This is a genomic window from Colwellia sp. NW0002-52-1 (assembly GCF_057550865.1).
This window is the reverse complement of the sequence record NZ_BAAJLU010000002.1, coordinates 319,757-341,580: the sequence shown is the minus strand read 5'-3', so window position 1 is coordinate 341,580 and position 21,824 is coordinate 319,757. Positions and strand designations below refer to the sequence as shown.

At 38.9% G+C, this 21,824-nt stretch carries 20 protein-coding genes; 14 read left to right on the top strand and 6 right to left on the bottom strand.

Annotated features, from left to right (window positions below):
* Positions 1-28: 28 nt before the first annotated feature.
* The 4 genes from AC27H3_RS04235 to AC27H3_RS04220 are packed head-to-tail and all read right to left on the bottom strand — an operon-like array spanning position 29 to position 3,886.
* Complete coding sequence (locus AC27H3_RS04235; RefSeq protein WP_487103973.1) at positions 29-1,084, bottom strand: 5-oxoprolinase subunit C family protein; 1,056 nt, start codon at positions 1,082-1,084, stop codon at positions 29-31.
* Complete coding sequence (gene pxpB, locus AC27H3_RS04230) at positions 1,081-1,869, bottom strand: 5-oxoprolinase subunit PxpB (RefSeq protein WP_487103971.1); 789 nt, start codon at positions 1,867-1,869, stop codon at positions 1,081-1,083. The genes AC27H3_RS04235 and pxpB overlap by 4 nt, the downstream gene beginning before the upstream one ends.
* A gap of 38 nt (positions 1,870-1,907) precedes the next feature.
* Positions 1,908-2,663: a 5-oxoprolinase subunit PxpA gene (locus AC27H3_RS04225; protein ID WP_487103969.1), complete on the bottom strand. Its 756-nt coding sequence runs from the start codon at positions 2,661-2,663 to the stop codon at positions 1,908-1,910.
* A 14-nt stretch (positions 2,664-2,677) separates the two neighbouring features.
* On the bottom strand, positions 2,678-3,886 hold the full coding sequence (locus AC27H3_RS04220; RefSeq protein ID WP_487103967.1) for a YcbX family protein: 1,209 nt from the start codon (positions 3,884-3,886) through the stop codon (positions 2,678-2,680).
* 241 nt (positions 3,887-4,127) lie between these two features.
* Between AC27H3_RS04220 and mpl the strand changes: the two genes are divergently transcribed.
* Both mpl and AC27H3_RS04210 read left to right on the top strand, forming a co-directional pair.
* Complete coding sequence (gene mpl / locus AC27H3_RS04215) at positions 4,128-5,495, top strand: UDP-N-acetylmuramate:L-alanyl-gamma-D-glutamyl-meso-diaminopimelate ligase (protein ID WP_487103965.1); 1,368 nt, start codon at positions 4,128-4,130, stop codon at positions 5,493-5,495.
* A gap of 96 nt (positions 5,496-5,591) precedes the next feature.
* On the top strand, positions 5,592-6,254 hold the full coding sequence (locus AC27H3_RS04210; RefSeq protein WP_487103963.1) for a flavin prenyltransferase UbiX: 663 nt from the start codon (positions 5,592-5,594) through the stop codon (positions 6,252-6,254).
* A gap of 137 nt (positions 6,255-6,391) precedes the next feature.
* On the opposite strand, the gene AC27H3_RS04205 is transcribed toward AC27H3_RS04210, so the two are convergent.
* Positions 6,392-6,685 carry a hypothetical protein gene (locus AC27H3_RS04205; protein ID WP_487103962.1) on the bottom strand — a complete coding sequence of 98 codons (294 nt, stop codon included), beginning with the start codon at positions 6,683-6,685 and terminating at the stop codon, positions 6,392-6,394.
* Positions 6,686-6,966: 281 nt separating this feature from the next.
* Between AC27H3_RS04205 and AC27H3_RS04200 the strand changes: the two genes are divergently transcribed.
* From AC27H3_RS04200 to AC27H3_RS04155, 10 genes are all read left to right on the top strand, one after another.
* On the top strand, positions 6,967-10,224 hold the full coding sequence (locus tag AC27H3_RS04200; protein WP_487103960.1) for an amidohydrolase family protein: 3,258 nt from the start codon (positions 6,967-6,969) through the stop codon (positions 10,222-10,224).
* 391 nt (positions 10,225-10,615) lie between these two features.
* A complete protein-coding gene (locus tag AC27H3_RS04195; protein WP_487103958.1) occupies positions 10,616-13,954 on the top strand; it encodes an MHYT domain-containing protein in 3,339 nt (1,112 codons plus the stop codon).
* A gap of 10 nt (positions 13,955-13,964) precedes the next feature.
* Positions 13,965-14,957, top strand: coding sequence for a response regulator (locus AC27H3_RS04190; protein WP_487103992.1), 993 nt, complete (start codon positions 13,965-13,967; stop codon positions 14,955-14,957).
* Positions 14,958-15,298: 341 nt separating this feature from the next.
* Positions 15,299-16,243, top strand: a complete 945-nt coding sequence (locus tag AC27H3_RS04185; protein ID WP_487103956.1) for a YbgA family protein — start codon at positions 15,299-15,301, stop codon at positions 16,241-16,243.
* A 20-nt stretch (positions 16,244-16,263) separates the two neighbouring features.
* The gene (locus AC27H3_RS04180; RefSeq protein ID WP_487103954.1) at positions 16,264-16,698 is read left to right on the top strand and encodes a GNAT family N-acetyltransferase; all 435 of its coding nucleotides are present in this window, start codon (positions 16,264-16,266) and stop codon (positions 16,696-16,698) included.
* Positions 16,699-16,701: 3 nt separating this feature from the next.
* A complete protein-coding gene (locus AC27H3_RS04175) occupies positions 16,702-17,112 on the top strand; it encodes a GFA family protein (protein WP_487103952.1) in 411 nt (136 codons plus the stop codon).
* Between the two features lie 21 nt (positions 17,113-17,133).
* A complete protein-coding gene (locus tag AC27H3_RS04170; RefSeq protein ID WP_487103950.1) occupies positions 17,134-17,937 on the top strand; it encodes a formyl transferase in 804 nt (267 codons plus the stop codon).
* Between the two features lie 50 nt (positions 17,938-17,987).
* A complete protein-coding gene (locus AC27H3_RS04165; protein ID WP_487103948.1) occupies positions 17,988-18,272 on the top strand; it encodes a putative quinol monooxygenase in 285 nt (94 codons plus the stop codon).
* A gap of 314 nt (positions 18,273-18,586) precedes the next feature.
* Positions 18,587-19,192 (top strand): DUF2238 domain-containing protein, encoded by a 606-nt coding sequence (locus AC27H3_RS04160; protein ID WP_487103946.1) that lies wholly within the window; start codon positions 18,587-18,589, stop codon positions 19,190-19,192.
* Positions 19,193-19,247: 55 nt separating this feature from the next.
* Entirely contained in the window at positions 19,248-19,409 is a 162-nt protein-coding gene (locus AC27H3_RS04155) for a hypothetical protein (protein ID WP_487103945.1), read from the top strand.
* 44 nt (positions 19,410-19,453) lie between these two features.
* Here the strand turns inward: AC27H3_RS04155 and AC27H3_RS04150 are convergent, their stop codons facing one another.
* A complete protein-coding gene (locus AC27H3_RS04150; RefSeq protein WP_487103943.1) occupies positions 19,454-19,993 on the bottom strand; it encodes an NADPH-dependent FMN reductase in 540 nt (179 codons plus the stop codon).
* 134 nt (positions 19,994-20,127) lie between these two features.
* Between AC27H3_RS04150 and rluF the strand changes: the two genes are divergently transcribed.
* Entirely contained in the window at positions 20,128-21,084 is a 957-nt protein-coding gene (gene rluF, locus AC27H3_RS04145; protein WP_487103941.1) for a 23S rRNA pseudouridine(2604) synthase RluF, read from the top strand.
* A gap of 56 nt (positions 21,085-21,140) precedes the next feature.
* Positions 21,141-21,752 carry an FMN-binding negative transcriptional regulator gene (locus tag AC27H3_RS04140; protein WP_487103939.1) on the top strand — a complete coding sequence of 204 codons (612 nt, stop codon included), beginning with the start codon at positions 21,141-21,143 and terminating at the stop codon, positions 21,750-21,752.
* Positions 21,753-21,824 lie beyond the last annotated feature (72 nt).

Sequence of the window (21,824 nt, the reverse complement as noted above, 5' to 3'; positions counted from 1 at the left end):
ACGCGTGTATTTAGATACGCTACATAAATTATAAGCTGAACCTTTGGTAAAATGCAGTTAACTGTTGCTGAGCTTGGTTTGAAGGAATTAATTTAAAGTTAATTTTTTCGCCAGGCCTCATTTGGCTTAAGCGAAATAAGTCTGTTTGAATGATAGTGCCTAAAACTGGATAACCGCCCATGGTTTGCCGCTCTTTCATTAATATGATGGGTTGTTCGTTTTCAGGAAATTGCACCATACCATAAGTAACGGGCATTGATAGCAAACAATGGCTACGCAATTGTCTTGAAAGTAGTGACTCGGTAGCTGCTGGCTTTTGTAAATGGGTAACGCTCAGACGATACCCCATGCGATTACTATCAGGTAAAACACTATATTTTGTGTTCAAAAATTTTTGTTGCTGTTTATGGCCCATTTTTAGGAATAAACTGCTGGGTATCATACGAATGGTGAGTTCTTTTTGGGGATAAAATTGTTCAGGTAGGGCAGTTGGCGTATTTGAAGCTAATAGTTTGTCTGCTTTTTTCTCAGAAAGCTCAGTTAATGTTTTAGCTTGTGGTGTAAAAAATAATTTGCTGCCAACAGTTAATTTTTCTCCCATAAAGCCTAAGGCCATTTCATTTATTGTTTGTGCATAACTGCCTAGCCAAGGTTGTTGTGTTTGTTCACAAGTAAAACCTTCGAATACAGCAAGGTAACTATGCAAACCCGCTTTTGGCATTGCCAAGTCAAGTATATCGCCAGCCTGTAGATGAAAACTTTGCCAAGGTTTAATTGCAACATGGTTTATTTTAGCTTGGCAATCAGCACCTGTTATCGCAATTGTACAGGCAGATTTGGCTTCAAAATTTATTTGACCTAGGGTAATTTCGATTGCCGCACAGCGACTTTGTTGATGACCTTGTTCAAGCGAAATATCATTAGCCGTTAATTGCTCGCTAATCAATTTGTTGGCACTAAGAAAAGCAAATTCATCGGCGGCGCCACTGGCACTAAAACCTAAATGTTGGGCATTCAGGCGACCAAGATCTTGAATACTTGCCTGGCCATTGATACTGATAATTTCCAGATGATGTTGGCTCATGAATTTATACCTTGTTTTAGCGTAATAAATTCAGCTTTTGTGATGGCATAAAATTTTACATTTTGTCCAACGTTTATAGCGGCATTAAACTCACCATTTTTGCTTGTAAACATAGGCAGTGGCGTTAGGCCAATAACATGCCAACCACCTGGACTTTCAATCGGGTAAATGGCACTTTGCTGTTCAGCAATGGCAACCGCACCTTGAGGCACTTTTAAACGTGGCGAAGACTTTCTTGGTAAATGAAGCGCTGTCGGTAAGCTGGCGAGATAACAAAAGCCCGGTGTAAAGCCTAAGGCGTAGCCATGATAAGTTTGAGCACTGTGCTGTTTAATAACCTCGTCCACCGACATGTTACAGCGCTGTGCAACATCCGCTAGATCCCATTGTTGTTCAGTATCATAGTAAACAGGGATATTGATACAGTCATCATTTTGTTGACTTAGTTCTTTAGTTACTGGTTTATAATCACGACTCTTTACTTGGTTGTGTAAGTTATTTTGCTGATGTTTGGCTAGAGCACTAATTTTATCAATAAGCTGAGCACTGGTGGTTAATTGCAAGTTGAAATAAACCATTAAGCAATGATAACTGGCTACCGACTCTACAATCAGCGCATTTAATTGCTGGGTAATAATTGTTTGAAAGGCGATAATTTCATTATGTTGTGACAGTGATATTTTTGCTTGCCAGCTAAGTAATAACGCATTTTCCGCGACTACTTCAATGGTAATTTCGGTTTTATGCATATCGTAAATTTCAGCACTTTGTGACGCATTTTTCATTATATTATGACTTATGTTTTCTATCTTCTAATGACTTGTTACGCATTCATTTGTGCATTTTTTTGCGAGTCAATAGTTGCTCGCAAAGCTTTGATCATCGCCAAGGCATTGGGTGTATCGCCATGAACACATAATGCATCAATATGAAATTGTAAGGGTTTTTGGTTAACGCTGAGTAAAGGCTTATTGTTAAGCAAACTTTTACAACGGCTAACGACATCTTGATTGTTACTTAATACCGCTCCTGCTGTTGAGCGAGATACTAACAAGCCGCTATCGAGATAGGCGCGATCTGCAAAGGCTTCATAATAGAGTGAAATATGATGTTTGCTGGCAATTTGATCAAATTTATCGATGTCGCTAATTGCTTGTATCATTAAAGATAGTGCTTGAGTCGTTTTTTTATTTAATTGCGCAATAGCGATACACAAATTTTCAAACAACGCTATGTCTTGCATCATATCGTTATACAAAGCGCCATGCGGTTTAACATAGGAAAGTTGAGCATTTTCGGCTGAACACAGAGCTTGTAAAGCACCTATTTGATATTGCACATTGGCGATTAATTCGCGTTGAGATAAGTGCATTGACTGACGGCCAAAATTTTCCACATCGGGATAACTTGGGTGTGCACCAATAATTACCTGATATTGTTTTGCTAGTTTAATGGTTTTTTTGATCGTTAAGGGGTCTGAGCCGTGAAATCCACATGCGATATTGGCCATATCAATTAATGGCATAATATCGGCATCGTTATTCTCTTTAAACTCGCCTAAATCACAATTTAATTTCATAATACCTAGCCTTATTAATCATCAGCAATATGTCGACGCTGCCTTGCAGGGTGACTTATCACCACATCAGTAAGGGGAGTACAGCAACAACTTAAGATATAACCTTGTTGTTGTTCTTGGTCAGATAAGCCGTCTTGACAAGTTTGCTCTACTTCACCTTGCTCTAACATTACCTTGCAGCTGCCACACATACCGGCGCGACAAGAATATGGCAGTATTAAGCCTGCATCTTCGCCTTGCTCAAGCAATGTTTGGGTATTATTTCCAGTAATGGTTTTATTAAAGCTACTGAATGTTAGTACGGGTTTACTTGTTTTTATGCTCAAGACTGTTTCCTTTTCCAGTGTGGGTTTTATGTCATTTGAAGTGGGGTTAACCGACGACTTATTGCTGAGAGTAAAAGTAGGGGCTGTTTGGCGTTTTATTACTTCAACCTGATCACCCTGTTTAATTTGGCCTTGATTAAGTGCCACTAAATTTTGCCCAAATAAAATATCACCATTAGCTAATTGGCGAAATTTTTTGAGTGTTTTTAAAGGCTCTTGCTGTGGACTTTTTTCACCTGTTTCAGGGGTCACTGTGGTAAAAATACAGCGAGTGCAAGGTTTAGTTATTTCAAACTCTACTTCACCAATGCGAATATGCTGCCAAGTATCTTCAGCAAAAGCTTCACAGTTATTCACAACAATATTGGGTCGAAATTGTGCCATCGAAATTTTATGCGTTTCAGGCTTATACCGGTTATTTAAACTATCCAGCGATGCTTGTGAGAGCAGCAGTAAAGGGTAGCCGTCTGCAAATCCAACTTGGCTATTTTTGTTTTTCACGAAGCGCTGAGAATCAGCGCCAAAAAACAGTAATTGGCAAGGTTGTTTGAGATAACGAGTAAACCACTGATTAATGTTGCTATTGCATTGTTGTGCATTAATGGTGTCTTGCCACACAGTTACCGCAATATAGTTTTGGCTAAGTTGCTGGTATTCAATCACTAAAGCTGGCATATCTGGTGCCGTGATAATAATGCCCTTTGCCGTTAAGTTTGCCTGAATTAAGCACAAGTTAGGGTGCGTGCGCGCAGTGATAAACGCACCATTGTCGGTAGCAATAACAAAACGACGATCACAAGCTAAACCAAGCTCTTCAACCCAGCTATTTGACAACTCAATACCTGCACTAGATTTTATAGGATAAATATTGATATTTTGTAGAGTGGCTTGGCTCATGAGCTCCCTTACTATTTTAAATGATGGCGTTAATGGTAACGCTAATTTAGAGAATGATGAACTTAACTTTTCCAATTAAGCCATTCATATTGCGATAAGTGTTAATGCCCTTGATAGTGGGCAAAATGCCATGATTTTGCAATATGTATTTTTCTTAGATTAAGGTATATTGAGCCCATTGTAATTTAAACCTTAGCGCTAACGAGAAAAAGTTGTGTTAGTGCTAACAGAATGGGCTTTTATGCATCTTCATATCTTAGGTATTTGCGGTACTTTTATGGGCGGTATTGCCGCTATTGCCAAACAAATGGGTTTTCGTGTTTCAGGTTGCGATGCTAACGTTTATCCGCCAATGAGCACTCAGCTCGAACAATTGGGTATTGAATTAAAATCAGGCTACTTAGTGGAACACTTAGCAGATGAGCCTGATTTAGTTATTGTTGGTAATGCCATGGCACGTGGCAACCCAATGGTAGAATATATACTCGATAGAAAAATTGCCTATACCTCAGGCCCGCAATGGCTATTAGACAACGTATTGAAAGATCGCTGGGTACTGGCAGTTTCAGGCACGCACGGTAAAACCACAACCAGCTCTATGCTAACCTGGATATTACAATATGCAGGTATGGAACCAGGTTTTTTGATTGGCGGTGTGCCGCAAAACTTTGATTGTTCGGCTCGTTTAGGTAATGCCCCGTTTTTTGTTATTGAAGCTGATGAATACGATACGGCATTTTTTGATAAACGCTCTAAGTTTGTCCATTACCGTCCGAATACGTTAGTGATTAATAATATGGAATTTGACCATGCTGATATTTTTAACGATATCAGCGATATTCAACGACAATTCCATCATTTAATTCGCATGGTGCCGAGTAATGGCTTGGTATTGTCTCCGAAAAGTGAAACCGCGATTACTGAAACTTTAGCCATGGGATGTTGGACACCGACCGAATTTAGTGTTGACCAAGATCATCAATCGTCTGGCTGGTATGCAGAAAAATGTATTGCCGACGGCAGTGAATTTATTGTCAGTTTTGAAGGTGTAAAGCAAGGACAAGTAAAATGGGGTTTGATCGGCGACTTTAATATCGACAATGGCTTAATGGCCATCGCAGCAGCGCGCCATGCTGGTGTACCAACTGCTGTTGCTATTGAAGCTTTAGCAAGTTTTGTTAATACAAAACGTAGATTAGAGCTAAAAGGTGAAGTGAATCAGGTCAGAGTTTTTGATGATTTTGCCCATCATCCCACCGCTATTGCAAAAACTTTGGCAGGTATGCGTGCTAATGTTGGTAATAAGCGCGTAATAGCGATATTAGAGCCAAGATCAAATACCATGAAATCAGGTGTGCATAAAGACACCTTAGCTAACTCGCTTGCTGACGCCGATATCGTTTTTGTATATCAAGGTGAGAAAGTAAAGTGGTCGGTTGATGCATTAATTGCTGACTGTAAACAACCTTGTTTTGTTGGTGATAATGTTGACCAAATGGTTGTTAATATTATAAAGCAAACTAAAGCTGGCGATACACTAGTTGTTATGAGTAATGGCGGCTTTGGTGGTATTCATGAGAAGCTATTATCAGCACTTAGTAAGCTATAATAGCTAAGGGAATTGGTATTGGTAAATGAACTCATTATTTATTTAGCAAGTATAAAGACCATTAGCATTAATTAACGATATCTTTAAGGTGTAGGTTTGCAAAATATAGCAACAACAATTAATAACAGTACTGAGTTTAATCAGAAAATAACCTTAGCTATTACAGGTGCCTCAGGCTCTGCTTATGCATTAAGGTTATTAGAATGTCTAGTCGCGGCAAATTATCAGGTGTACCTTTTGTGCTCAAGTGCTGCGCGAGTAGTTTTTGATACTGAAGTTGGCTTAAAAATACCCGGTTCGCCCGGCGCCGCTAGCCAATTTTTTATTGACAGATTTAAAGCTAAACCCGAGCAAATTATTGTTTTTGGCAAAGAACAGTGGTTTTCTCCAGTTGCTTCAGGCTCAGCAGCGCCAAAAACTATGGTAGTTTGCCCATGTTCTACTGGGACGCTTGCGGCAATTAGCCAAGGGATGAGTGATAACTTGATTGAGCGTGCGGCCGATGTAGTGATTAAAGAGCGCGGGCAATTAATTTTAGTGCCGCGTGAAACACCTTTTTCAACCATACATTTACAAAATATGCTGACGTTATCGCAAATGGGCGTAACCATTATGCCGGCAGCGCCAGGTTTTTATCATCAACCTGAAACGATAAATGATCTGATTGATTTTATGGTCGGTAGAATGCTTGACCATTTACGTATCGAGCAAGCTATTATGCCGCGTTGGGGCTATCAAGCTGGTACAGTAAACAAGTAAAGCGAGCAAAGTTGGCTTTATGTAGTCGAACTTGTTATCGATATTGTGTAATTAAACAATATCGATACACCTAACAGCCTATATTTAAGTTAAGGCTTAAACAAAGGCGTTAAGTAAAGCAATAAGTTAATTGTTGGCTAGTCCGCGTTTACACTGACTTTGCTTTTTGCTTTGAGAATTTTAATATCAACGCCGTCAAGTAACAGCATAACGTCTGCAAGTAATCTTTTAAGTTCAGTAACTTCAGTGGGAATACTTTTTTTGATTTTTTGCACGTAAGCAATAGCTTCGCGATTTTGGATAACGTCCAATAAAGCGCTTAATGTCTCGGTATCATCTGGGTCAATTGCAGGTAATTTTTTCTCACTAGCTGCATTGTACAGAGCATAAGTGGCCACTAAACTTGCTTGTGCTTCTTCAAGTCTTTTCATTAAAAATCATTCCTTGTTTTTATTGTTATGTTATATAACGGTTCTATTTTAAAGCGCGAGCTAGTGCTTTATTAGAACCTTTAGCTACCATACTGAAAAATAAAAATATTGTCTATTTTTTCTGCATAACGGCTAAGTTGTCTGAGTAATCTATCTAGTACGTTGTAACAGGTATTGAACGGCAAATAATGACTATTTATCGCATTCGACTTAAGTTTTTTGTAATGATGTGTTCTAGTAAGGTTATAACAATAATTGATATAGCTGATCAGGTTAAATGTATGTCTAGATTTACTACTCGTATAACGTCACTCGCTCTTAGCATTGCACTTGTAACAGGTGCAAGCCATCAAGCTTTTGCTGAAAATAATACCCAAGCAACAGCCGACAAGGCCACAACCGAAAAATGGTCGGTAAATAATCCACAAGGTGAATTTACCACCGCCAACATTGATGTTCGCCAAGGTACATGGATGAATGTTGATATAAGCCCTGATGGCAAAACCATAGTATTCGATTTACTTGGCGATATTTACACTTTGCCTATTGAAGGTGGTGAAGCCACGGCATTAATGACCGATATTGCATGGCAAATGCAACCACGCTTTAGTCCCGATGGTAAACATATTGCCTTTACTTCTGACGAAGATGGCGGTGATAACTTATGGGTCATGAATGCAGATGGTAGCGCGGGCAAAGCAGTTAGTTCAGAAACTTTTCGCTTATTAAATAGCCCTGCATGGTCACCTGATGGTAACTATCTTGTTGGTCGTAAACATTATACCGGTTCTCGCTCGCTTGGTGCTGGTGAAGTTTGGATGTACCACAAAACCGGTGGTAACGGTGTTATGTTAACTAAACGCCCGAATGAACAAAAAGATTTAGGCGAGCCTGCATTTTCACATGACGGTAAGTACGTGTACTTCTCACAAGATGCCACCCCAGGAAAAACTTTCCACTACAGTAAAGATTCAGAGAAGGGCATTTATAAGATTAAGCGTTTAGATCTTGAATCTGGCGAAATTAAAGTCGTTGTTTCTGGTAAAGGTGGCGCTATTCGCCCTGTTCCTTCTCCAGATGGCAAATACTTAGCTTACATTAGCCGAGATGACTTCCAATCTAACTTGTATTTGTACGACCTAACCAGTGGCAAAGAAAGTTTGATTTTTGAAAATTTAGATCGAGATATGCAAGAAACATGGGCAATTCATGGCGTGTATCCAAATATGGCTTGGTTGCCAAATAGCTCAGGTATGGTGTTTTGGTCAGGTGGCGAAATTAACAAGCTTGATCTTAAAAGCAAGAAAACTACCGTTATTCCTTTTCACGTTAAAACCGAGAAAAAAATACAAACAGCGTTACGCTTTCAACAAGATATTGATCAAGACAACTTTGACGTAAAAATGTTGCGTGATGTTGAGATATCACCCGATGGCAGCAAAGTCGTTTATGAATCAATGGGGCACATTTATGTGCGTAGCATTGATGATGGTAAAACCAAAGGAAAAGCTAAGCGTTTAACTAAACAGAAATCGCATTTCGAATTAAACCCTAGTTTCTCTCGTGATGGCAGATCCGTTGTTTACAGTACCTGGGATGATAAAGAACTTGGCGACATTCGCATGGTTTCTTCACGCGGCGGTAAAGGGCGTGTGTTAACTAAAGAGCCAGGTAAGTACGTAGAGCCAAGCTTTTCACCCGACGGAAAAACTGTAGTATTTCGCAAAGTTGCTGGCGGGTATATTACTGATCCTACATGGGGTTTAAACCCTGGTATTTACACTGTAGATGTTAAAAAAGGTACACCTAAATTAATTACAGAATCAGGCGCATTACCGCACTTTGGCGCTAAAAATGATCGTATTTATGTTTTACGAAACGGTGAAACACCACAACTAGTAAAAGTGAGTTTGCAAGCGTCAGCTGGCGCAGAGAAAGAGCAAGCGGTTTACCAAGGTAAGTTTGCGACTGAGTATAAAGTATCACCTGATGGTAAATACTTGGCTTTTGCTGAACGCTTTAAAGTGTTTGTAACGCCGTTTGTTGAGCGTGGCCAAGTGATCGATATTGGTCCAAAAGCAAAAAACTTACCCGTAGAGCAATTATCATTACGTGCAGGCGAAAGCATAAATTGGAATGGCGCATCTAATGAAATTTATTGGAGCTTAGGGCCAGATTTATATCAAGCCAGTGTTGCTGGTTTGTTTGATATCACTAATGAATCTGAGGTTGCTGACGCTGATAACACAGCTGAACCGGTTAAAACCTATTTAGGTTTTAAAGAAAAAGCAGATAAACCTTCAGGTCGTGTCGCTTTTGTTGGCGGTAAAGTGATCACAATGGAAGGTGAGCAAATTATCGACAATGGCGTTGTGGTTGTTGAAGGTAATAAAATCATTGCTGTGGGTAAAAATGGCGAAGTGGATATTCCGTCGAATGCCAAAGTGATTGATGTTGCGGGTAAGTCGATTATGCCAGGTTTAATTGATGCGCATGCACATGGTCCACAAGGTAGCGACGAAATTATTCCGCAACAAAACTGGAAAAACTATGCGGGTTTAGCCTTAGGTGTAACAACGGTTCATGATCCGTCGAACGATACAACCGAGTTTTTTGCCGCTAGTGAAATGCAAAAAGCCGGCGATATTGTTGGGCCGCGATTATTCTCTACTGGTAGCATTTTATACGGCGCTACTGCAGCCGGTTATACTTCACATGTTGATAGTTTAGATGATGCGAAATTTCATATTGAACGTTTGAAAAAAGCCGGTGTGTTCAGTGTTAAAAGCTACAACCAACCACGTCGTAACCAACGTCAACAAATGATACAAGCCGCTCGTGAGGCAGAAATATTAGTGGTACCAGAAGGCGGTTCACTGCTGCAACATAACTTGTCGATGATTATTGACGGTCATACAACGTTAGAGCACTCTATTTCAACAGCAAAAATTTACGATGATATTAAGCAGCTATGGTCGCAATCTGAAATGGCTTATACGCCAACTATGGGCGTAGCCTACGGTGGTATTTCAGGTGAACATTTTTGGTATGACACCACAGATGTGTGGAAGCACCCACGTTTGAGCAAATATGTACCGAGTGAGTTTTTAGACCCGCGTTCAATGCGACGCACAAAAGCGCCACACCATCATTACAACCACCTTAACGTGGCAAAAGTTGCCAAAGAGTTACAAGATTTAGGTGTAGTTGTTAATTCTGGTGGTCATGGCCAACGTGAAGGTTTAGCTATGCATTGGGAAATGTGGATGATGGCACAAGGTGGCATGTCGCCATTAGAAGCTATTCACACAGCAACCATGTCTTCGGCACATACCTTAGGTTTAGATAGCCAATTAGGTTCACTTAAAGTAGGTAAGCTGGCTGATATTTTAGTTGTAGATGGTGATGTAAGCACTGATATTCGTTTATCTGACCGTATTGTTTACACTATGATCAACGGCCGTTTATATAATGCCGACACGATGAATGAAGTAGGTAACTACGATAATAAGCGTGCTAAATTTTACTTTGAAAAATAAGTTTTAAATTTACCTCTCTAAAATAGCTAGATAAAGTCCAGAAAATCTGGGCTTTATCTATTCAAGTTATTTCTGCTCACACCTTGCTTTAGATTCACTTGAGTAAAAGCAACACTTACATTTATTAATTCTAGCGTTGTTAAACAAGCCAATATATTTCGCTTAATTTTGCAATAATTGCCATGATAATTTAAGTAAACCCCTACCCATACTTGACATTAAATAACAGCAACTTAAAATCAAACTTGACTACATCAATAGGTAACTTGATGTATCTCATCGAATCAGCCGACTTATTTCGCGTATGTAAACTTTAATAAGTCGGCGCTTATAAACTAAGGTTTAGCTATCGCTGCGCTAAATTTTTTTATTGTTTAGGTGACGAAGTATTATGCTAAACCAAATTTTCGAATTGTTTCAGTATTCAGAGACTAGCCTTTTGGCGGTTTCATCACATAATCCATGGCTAGTATTACTGTCAGTAACGATCGCCATCTTCGCATCATACATGGGGTTTCAGGTTGCTTCCCAAGCATCAACAGCTTCAATTTTTCGTAAGCACGTCTCATTATTAGTAGGCAGTATAGTATTAGGCTGTGGAGTGTGGTCAATGCACTTTATTGGCATGCTAGCACTTGAGTTGTGCACTTCAGTTACCTATAAGTTTGACTTAACGGCTGTTTCTGTTTTACCGGCTATTGTGGCTTCATGGGTCGCCTTGAATTTGATTACCCGTGAAAATATTAAAATGTCGCAGTTGGTATTAGGTGGAGTGCTCGTTGGTGCGGGTATTGGCACGATGCACTATGTCGGTATGGCAGCCATGGATATGTCAGTACTCCTTAGGTACGACATTTTTATGTTTTGTCTTTCAATAGTGGTTGCTGTGGTGTTAGCCATATTGTCATTATGGATAAGTTTTGGGCTCAAACAGTTTGGTGACACAAGCTTAAGCAAAAACATGAAAATGTTGATATCGAGTTCTGTAATGGGCGCTGCTATTTCAGGCATGCATTATACAGGTATGGCTGCAGCGCGTTTTGTGTTGCCACCAGGTCTTGAGATATCTAACCAAACCAACGCTATTTCGCTTTATCTTACTTTAGGGGTAACTGGAATTACAGTTATTATTATAGGTATGGTTTTAGCTGTTAATGTGCTTTTTAGTTATAAAGACAAATCTGTGATAGCTGAGCGCAATGAAAAGCGATTAACCGCAATTATGGATACCGCTATTGACGGTGTCATTACTATCGATGCATCAGGTAAAATCATCAGTATAAATAAAGCGGTATCAAAAATTTTAGGGTGGCAGGAAAGCGAGCTGCTTAATAGCAGTATCGGTATGATCGCTCCTGAATCTTTCCAGCATAATTTTAATCAATATATCGACAACTATATTGAAACTCGCCATGCAAAACTTATAGGCTCTGAGCATGAACTGGAAATCATCGCGAAGAATCAAGAAGAAGTGCCGGTGCTTTTGTCTATTGGGCATGTTGAATTAAATGAACAGCATTTATTTGTAATTTTTATTTCTGATCTACGGGAGCGTCGAGAGATGGCCGCAGAATTACAGAAAAAAGATACACTTATTCATGCCCTATTAAAAAATATTCCTGGTATTGTTTATCGTTGTTTTGACCGTTCTGGCTGGCCATGTATTTTTCTAAACGATGAAGTTGAAAAAATACTGGGTTATCCAAAAGAAGATTTTTTAATGCCTGAGCCAAAGCGTAGTTTAGCTGATTTTATTCATCCTGAAGACCTAGATAGAATTGAGTCGACAGATTTACGCGGCCCAGATGGCTTTTGTAATGAACATAGGTTTATCGATCGATATGGCACAATAAAGTGGGTACTCGCTTATGGTCGTGCAAGTAAAATTGACGACAGCGATGAATATTATCTTGATGGCTTCATTATGGATATTAGTGAGCGAAAGCAGATGGAATCTGAGCTGGTTTTAGCAAAAGAAGTCGCTGAAAAAGCCGCTGAAACTAGAGCGGCTTTCCTCGCAAATATGAGTCATGAAATTAGAACCCCCATGAACGCAGTTATTGGCTTTAGTGATATCTTATTAGATGACGAACTTAGTGCATACCAAAGAAAGCATCTTGGCACTATTAATCAGTCTGCCAAATCACTGTTACACATTCTTAATGATATACTCGACAGTGCGAAACTTGATAAAGGTAAAACCCAACTTGAGTATCGTGATTTTTCACTTGTTGAAGAAGTTGATGCTGTTGTTTCTACTTTGTGGTTACAAGCACAAAGTAAAGGTTTAGCGTTAACCTTGAATATTCACCCGAGTGTACAAGAATTCTATAATGGTGCGCCTGATCGTATCCGACAAGTGCTAACCAACATTATTGGTAATGCAATCAAATTTACTGAACAAGGCACAGTAAGTATTGATATTTTTCAGGCGGAAAATCACATGATAACTTTTGTGATTAAAGATACTGGCATTGGCATGACAGCATCACAACTTGCTACGATATTTGAAGCATTCTCTCAAGCTGATGAATCGATGAGTCGACGCTTTGGCGGCACAGGCTTAGGTACAACAATTAGTAAGCAGTTAGTAGAGTTGATGCAAGGCAGCATAAGCGCGACGAGTGTAGAAGGTGTAGGTTCAGAATTTACCTTCAGCTTGCCATTGAAACCTGCGATTAAGTCGGTTGAAAACTTAACCTCACATAAAATGGCCGCGATACCTAAGCTACGTATCCTTGTTGTTGATGATATAGAGCAAAATATTGATTTATTAACGTTAATGCTCAAGCGAAATGGACATGAAGTAATAGAAGCCCGCGACGGTGAGCAAGCATTAGTGCAGATGCAAGAAAATGAACTTGATATTGTATTGATGGATATTCAAATGCCGAAAATGGATGGTCTAACGGCAGCCAAACAGCGCCGACAATTTGAAGCACTTAATGGTTTAACTACGTTACCTATTATTGCGTTAACCGCCAGTGTATTACCGCAAGATAAAGCCTCGGCAGAACAAGCCGGTATGGACGGTTTTGCTAATAAACCCATCGACATGCAACAAATTAATCATGAGATATTAAGCGCACTTAATTTAGACAATGTCGCTCAAGAAAGTCATCAGGATATAGCGAGCACGGCGTTAGTTATCGATGTTAAAAAAGGTATGGAACTTTGGGGATCAAGAACGACTCTTTACTCAGAGATATCTCGTTTTCTCAAAGATGCTAAAACAGACGTTGTTCAACTTGAAGATATGCTAGAGCAACAAAATCTCCAACAAATATCTATGATATCTCATAAACTCAAAGGCGGTGCAGGTAATCTTTCGCTTAATCGATTTATGCTGAGCTTAGGCGCTTTAGAACAGTCAAGTAATGATCACAATGTGGAGCTAATTGCTGAAAATATTGCGAAAGTTATTGCTGAACTTCACCAGGCGGTAAATTGCCTTAATAAAAAAGATATTGAGCAAGCAGCGGTGGCTTTGCAACCACTAGAAAACAGTGAAAATAGTAATGAAGAGCTGATTGAGATTTTGCAGCAACTTACCCCATATGTCAGTAATAATGAATTCAATGACGCGCTTTTGGATAAGCTTCAAAGCCATGTGTCTTCTAAAACTATTGAAATTAATAATATTATTGATGCATGTGAAAACTTTGAGTTTACTCAAGCACTTGAGCAAATTGAATCTTTGATTGAAACCCTTAAGCCAAGTTCGTCATAAAAATAAAGGAATAAACACAGTGCAAAAATCAAATAAAAGTATTTTAGTTGTTGATGATGAACCAACCAATTTGCGTGTACTTAATCAAATACTCAATGACAGCTATAAGTTAATTTTTGCTAAAAGTGGCCAAGAAGCTTTACGCTTGATTGAAAAAGAAGCCCCTAACTTGATTTTACTAGACGTTATGATGCCTGATATGACGGGTTATGAAGTTTGTGAACATCTAAAGCAAAAAAGTCAGTTTAAATCGATCCCCATCATCTTTATTACAGCATTAAGTGATCCTGAAGATGAAGCCAAGGGCCTAACTCTTGGTGCTGTAGACTACATCTCAAAACCTGTTTCGCCAGCCGTTGTTAAAGCTCGAGTTAAAACACACTTGTCTTTAGTTGATGCTGATGAACTTCGAAGTACTCGATTACAAGTGATCCAACGCCTGGGAAGAGCTTCTGAATATAAAGATAATGAAACAGGCATGCATATTATGCGCATGAGCCATTACTCTAAAATTATTGCTTTGGCCTACGGCTTCTCAGTAGAAGATGCCGATGATTTATTTAATGCCGCGCCGATGCATGATATTGGAAAAATAGGTATTCCAGATAGCATTATGCTTAAACCTGGCAAGCTCACTAATGAAGAGTTTGTTGTGATGAAAAATCACCCTGTCATAGGGGCTGAAATATTAGGCGAGTCAGACTCAGAGTTAATCGCTTTGGCAAAACTGGTTTCTTTAACACATCATGAAAAGTGGGATGGAACAGGCTACCCTAACCAGTTGAAAGGCGAAGATATTCCCATTGAAGGCCGTATCGTTGCCTTGGCAGATGTTTTTGATGCACTAACCAGTGTTAGGCCATACAAAGATGCTTGGACAGTTGAAGCAGCGATGGAGTTGATAAACAAAGAGAAAGGCAAGCACTTTGATCCGCAACTTGTGGAGATTTTTGAACCACTACTTGAGCAAATTCTTGAAATAAAAGAGCGTTGGAAAGACTGAGGGCTGTAATTTCTACTCGTAACAAATAGATACCGTTTTACGTAAGTCTAGGTATTTAAGTAACTGGTAGATAGCCAAATAGTCCTTAAATCGACAGAATGTTTGTTATATCCCATGTATGTAAATCCATTATCTTACTCTTAGTTAGGTTCTTTAAAGTAGCTAACTTTTGCAGAATGCAATTACTCTTGATGTCTATGGTCATGTAATTATAAGTTAGTTATTTCATTCCTGAGTTAACTTCATGCATTGTGAGCTTATTTAAATGATTAACTTCATTAGGCTTTTGGTTATACTGAAATTAACTAAAGATTTATAAAATCAGTAAAAAGGAAACGAGTATGGATAACAAGATATCAATTGGCATTAGTAGCTGCTTATTGGGTCATAAAGTGCGATTTGACTCGGGCCATAAAAACAACTCATACATAAATAATACCTTAAGTGAGTATTTTGATTTTATTCCCTTTTGCCCAGAAGTTGATATTGGCTTAGGTATTCCTCGTGAAACCATTAGATTAGTTCTGCTCGAGGATAAAGTGCATTGTGTAGGTTCAAAAAATCCGGATTTAGATGTAACAGAGCGACTTAAAGATTGTGCTGAGGAACAAAAAACATGGCAGCAAAACTTGAGTGGTTATATCTTGAAAAAAGACTCGCCTAGTTGCGGTATGGAACGAGTGAGATTATACAAAGGTGATATGCCTGATCGTATTGGTGTTGGAATTTACGCTCAAAAGCTCATGGAGAATTATCCAAATTTACCGGTTGAAGAAGAAGGGCGTTTGGGTGATGCAATATTGCGTGAAAACTTTATTCAGCGAGTGTTTATTTATGCGCGTTGGCAAAAACTAGCGGCAGAAGGTTTTTCAATAAAAGCGCTGAACGACTTTCATGCCCAACATAAGTATATTTTTATGAGTCATAACCAAGCTATGGCTAAAGAGTTAGGGCATTGGTTAGCGCAAGCCCATGGCGAAGTGCCTAGTGAAGTAATGCCGCAATACTTAACAAAAATGATGACGTTATTAAAATTAAGAGCTTCTCGAAAAGGTCACGTAAATACGTTACACCACTTGCAAGGTTATTTGAAAAACTTTATCAGTGCCGATGACAAAGCTGAGTTGGTTGATATTATTGATCAATATCGTAATGGTTTGCTGCCACTGATTGTTCCTATAACATTATTGCGCCATCACTTTAGACGTTTTCCAAACGACTACATTACCGATTCATATTATATGAAACCTCATCCTAAAGAATTGATGCTATTAAATAGTTTATAAAATGGCTTGAGGAAAGCGTATTGAAAATTGAAGTGGTTGAAAACCCAGAGACCGAGTTAATTGCTTTTTTAGATAAAAAAATAGCTGAATTTAACTGGGCTCATTGGGAGGTAAGTGAACGTAAAGCAATTGCAGTACAGCTAAAAGCTGAAAACGGTGATGTCATTGCTGGCGCCGCTGGGCGTACCTTCGGCGATTGGTTAATGATCAACACCTTATGGGTCTCTGAAACACTACGCGGCCAACAGGTGGGTAGTAAAATATTACATGAAATTGAACAGGCTGCGCAGGCCAGAGGTTGTAATAAAGCCTTACTCGATACCTTGAACTTTCAAGCTATGCCATTTTATGAAAAATACGGCTATCAAGTGCAATGGACACAGCAAGGCTATCCAAAAACTGGTTGCAGATATTATATGATGAAAAATTTAACACCTTTGCAGAGCGACTTGTAATTTATGTATAGCGGAAAATGCTTATGTGGCGCGGTTGCCATTAGCGTGCACGGAATAATAAGCGATATTATCCATTGTCACTGTTCACTTTGTCGGAAAAACTCTGGCACAGCTTATGCCACCAATGGCTTTGTGAATCGTACAGATTTTATTATCGAAAAAGGTCATTCAGCGTTAAGCGCTTTTTCTTTTAAGCCAGGACGTACGCGTTATTTTTGTCAACATTGCGGAAGCCCTGTATATAGCAGTAATGAAGCTGATAAGTTAAGGGTTCGTGTGCGGCTAGGCATATTTGATTCTGATATTGCCGAGCGACCGATATCGCATAATTTTGTCGACTCTAAAGCCAACTGGGAAGAGTTTAATGCTGATTTACCGCATTATTCGACCTTCGAGCCCAGCCGAATTAAATAATTAGTACAGGAAAATTTTTTGATGAATATTGTGTTATTACTGAATAATGATATAGCCAGCAATTTAGCGTTAAATTTATTATTACCCGCGTTAGCACCACATAATATCAAGGTGTTTTTATCGAGCAAAGTGGGTGGTAATTCAACACGACCGCAAGCACTGCAAGATTTAGCGAGATTTGAACAGCATGATATTTATCAAGCTTTAGAGCAGCTTCCAAAGGTTACTGCTCAAAAGCTAATGTTTAAAACTTACCCAGAAATTGCTCAGCACCACGGTATTCAAATTGAAACTTTAAATCAGATAAACGCTGAACAAGGGATAGAAAAAATTCAGGCATTATCCCCTGATTTAATTATTTCCATTCGTTATGGTGTTATTTTGAAAAACCCGATTATTGCCCTGTCAAAACACGGCGTTATTAATTTACATTCTGGTAAGTTGCCCGATTATCGCGGTGTTATGGCGACGTTTTGGGCATTGTTAAATGGTGATGAAGAGTTGTCGACCAGCTTGCATTTTATCGATGATAGCTCTATAGATACAGGCCGAATTATTAATAACTCAACGCTAGCGGTGCAGCAAAATAAATCTTATCTTTGGCATGTATTGTCTTTATATGTTGGCGGTTGCCAATTAATTGAACAAGCGATTGAAACACTAGATAACGACGGTAAAATTATCACTAAAAATCAGGGAAGTGCAGGTGAGTATTATACTTTCCCAAGCGCTGAGAAAATAACTGAGTTTAGCGCCAGATTTGGTCCATTGTATCAACCAAGTGACCTTGTTAATTTACTCACTTCATTAAAGCAAGGTGAGTAGCTAGCATTAATCATTGAGTTTGAGCTTAAGTTTAAATAAAAGGAAAAAATATGAGCATAGTACGGGTAAACGAATTTACTGCCGCAGCAGAGAAATCATCAGAACTTTATACATTTTTACAAACATTGGTGCCTTATATTTCATCTGCGAAAGGTTGTATTTCATGTGAATTGTTAAAACATAATGAGCATAGTGATCAGTTTATGATGATCGAACGTTGGGATGAAATAGAAAGCCATCAACTTGCCATTACCGATTATCCACAAGATAAGATGCAAGCCGCAATGAGCTTATTTGGTGCAGCGCCAAAAGGAACATACTACAAAGAAGGCTAAACCAGAAGCTAGGTAACCAGGACTCTGGATAAGCAGTACTTGCTCAATCCTCCCTTTTAAGCCATTACCTGCGTTAAAACGTCGATAAATAGCCCGCTATTCATAAACGTTTTGCCTTGGAAATGGCATAAAATGAAGCATTGATGGTGTAAATTCGTGATATTCACCTTACTATAGCATTTACTTTACCACCTAAGCTTTTGATTCACTTGAGTATCAAGTACTCATTATCCAGAGTTCAGGTTAGGCAATATTGTTGGTGATGTTATTAACAGGCTTTAGGCTATTTCTATTTTTTATGGAGCAAGATTAATATGTTAAAAGTGCTTTGGTTAACCTTGTTTTTTATTGTCTTAATTTGGTCAGGCATTGGGCCGAAAGACCAATTTACTTGGTTTTTAGAAGTATTACCGGCCATTATTGGCATAGTGTTAATGGCGATAACGTTGAAGAGTTTTCCATTAACGCGGCTACTTTATAACTTTATTTTATTACATTGTATTGTATTAATGGTTGGCGGACATTACACCTACGCAGAAGTACCGCTGTTTGACACTATTGCCAATTGGCTGGGCTCTGAGCGTAATAACTACGATAAAGTTGGGCATTTTTTCCAAGGTTTTGTTCCCGCTTTATTAGCGCGTGAAATTCTTATTCGCAAAGGTATTGTTAATGGAAAGGCTTGGCTAAATGTTATTATTGTTGCTATTTGCTTAGCTTTTAGTGCCTTTTATGAGTTAATTGAGTGGTGGGTTGCGGTTGCTTCCGGTGAGAATGCAGAAGCATTTTTAGGTACTCAAGGGTATGTTTGGGACACGCAATCAGACATGGCTTTGGCGTTAGTTGGCGCTATTATTTCATTGATTGTTTTAGCTAAATATCATGATCGCCAATTAGCTAAAATACGCGTCAAACCTTAGTGCTTTTATCTAACACTGTTACTGAAAAGTAAGCGCTTAACATTTAAGGTTACTCATGAAAGTGAAGCTATTATTTATAATTATTACACTATTTTCGCTTGTGGCTTGCAGCTCTTTTTCTGTGAGTAATCAAGGCGCAAAAGTTACTGTTGGCAAAAAGGTTGAACAACCTAATGTTATTGTGAATGGTCAAGTTAACGATATTGACAAGCCCTAGCGTTATAGCTGCTCTAGGGCTTTAATATTAGCTATGCAGGTAAGCTATGCAAGTAAGCTTTGCACTGCTGTTTTTAATTGCAGCGCTAGCGCTGTATTAGTTAATTGAGCTTGTTCGGCATCAAAGTTATCAAAAAAGCTGGGTACCGATAACGATGCTTTTACATCGCCTGCAAAGTAAGGCGCAGATCCTGTGGCCGCGGCTAATACGCTTGCTGCTCCGCCTGGTCCTGGAGAGGTTGAGAGTAAAAGCATAGGTTTGCTTTGAAAAAGTTTTTGATTGATGCGTGAGGTCCAATCAAATAAATTTTTATAAGCCGCGGTGTAACTGCCGTTATGTTCAGCAAATGAAATAATAATGGCGTCACTTGCTCCCAACTTGTCAAAAAAAGCTTTTGCCGCTTCAGGTTGGCCTAATTCAGCTTCTTTATCTTGGCTAAAAAGTGGCATTTCATAATCGTTTAAATCAAGCACTTCTAAATCAATATCTGTTTTAATTTCAGTAGCTAACTTGCCAGCGTACTGAGCAAGTTGTTTGTTAATAGATTTGCTACTGGTGCTGGCTCCGAATGCGACAATTTTCATATTTCTACCTTAGTTTGTGAGGTTTTTTAACGCTTTTAATAACATTACTCTACAGTGTGACAAAAGTTAGGTAAAATAGTTTTAATCGAATGTAGAACATAAACATTATTAACTGATCTTATTTAGGATAGCTAGTGTCAAGTTACGAAAAACGTCTCAACAAATATATCAGCGATTCAGGTTATTGTTCGCGCCGATTTGCCGATAAGTTAATCGAAAACAATCGTGTAACCATTAATGGCAAAGTGCCCGAGCTTGGCACTAAAGTGGTGTTGGGCGATAAGGTTTGTGTAGACGGTAATGAGATTAAAGCCAGTGCTAGTAATCATACCGACCGGGTTTATATCGCTTATAACAAACCCGTTGGCATTACCTGTACTACTGAGCGCCATGTTAAAGGTAATATTATTGATGCTATTGGTCATACTAAACGTATATTTCCTATAGGCCGCTTAGATAAACCATCAGAAGGCTTGATTTTTCTCACCAGCGACGGTGATATTGTTAATAAAATATTACGTGCTGAAAACGCCCATGACAAAGAATATATTGTCAAAGTAGACAAACCTATTAGCGAGCGCTTTATTGAGCGCATGTCAAAAGGTGTACCGATTTTAGGCACTATTACTAAGCCGTGTATTGTTAAACCTGAGAGTAAGTTTGTTTTTCGTATCATATTAACCCAAGGGTTAAACCGTCAAATTCGACGCATGTGTGAATACCTCGATTATGAAGTTACTGAATTAAAGCGTTCACGTATTATGAAAGTTGAGTTGGGTACTTTACGTCCTGGAGAATGGCGTGATTTAACCGCCAACGAAATGGCTGAAATTACCACTGCGGTAGCCGGATCGCGGAAAACAGCGCTTGATGATGATTATATTGAAAACGGCGCCGATGCAGGTAGTGATACTGAACAAACGAGTGACGAAGCACCGGCCAAGGTAAACATTGCTGATATTAAACATGCGAGTAAAAGCATTGTTTCTAAATCACCGGCGTCTTCACGTAGTTTAACGCGCATAGATGTTAACAAACCTGCAGAGAAGCCTGGTGGTAAAAAACGCTTAAGTTTGAAAAAGAAAGACTAGTAAAGCCCTGAACTTAAGGTGTGAACTTAAGCTATGAACGTAAGTGAGGATATTTAATGCATGTTCCTGAAAAGTGGCGTTTAGATAAGCAGTCAGATATTTATGCTTTTATTGAAAAATATAGCTTTGCTACGTTAGTTTCACCGTCATTACAATCGAGCCATTTGCCCTTAATGTTAGATAGCGATAAGCAGTATTTAATTGGGCATTTTGCGCGTAGCAATCCGCATTGGCGTGAGTTTGTTGAGGATACAAATCAACAACATTTAGTGATCTTTAATGGGCCTCATGGTTATATTTCACCTACCTGGTATGCCAATAAACCCGCCGTTCCAACTTGGAATTATGCGGTAGTTCATATTAAAGGCAGTGCTGAAATATTAAGTGCTGTTGAAACTGCTAAAGCGCTAGATTTATTGATGGCTAAATATGAACCTGCACTTCTAGACACACGCGAGGTAGTTACTCCTGAGTACCAAGAAAAATTAGCTCATGGCATTGTCGGCTTTAAAATTTCAATGGATGTAATTGACGCTAAAGCTAAGCTTGGGCAACATCGTACAAAAGCAGATCAACAAGGAGTAACGGCGGCCTTAAGTAAATCTTCATCCCCTGATCATCAAGCTTTGGTTAACTACATGCAAGCATTAAAGCTAGGTGTTGGTTAGCTAGTAAGTATTTGATAATTTGTAGTTATTTATAACTTAGCTATAGCTTAGTTATCACTTACCCAAAGCTTA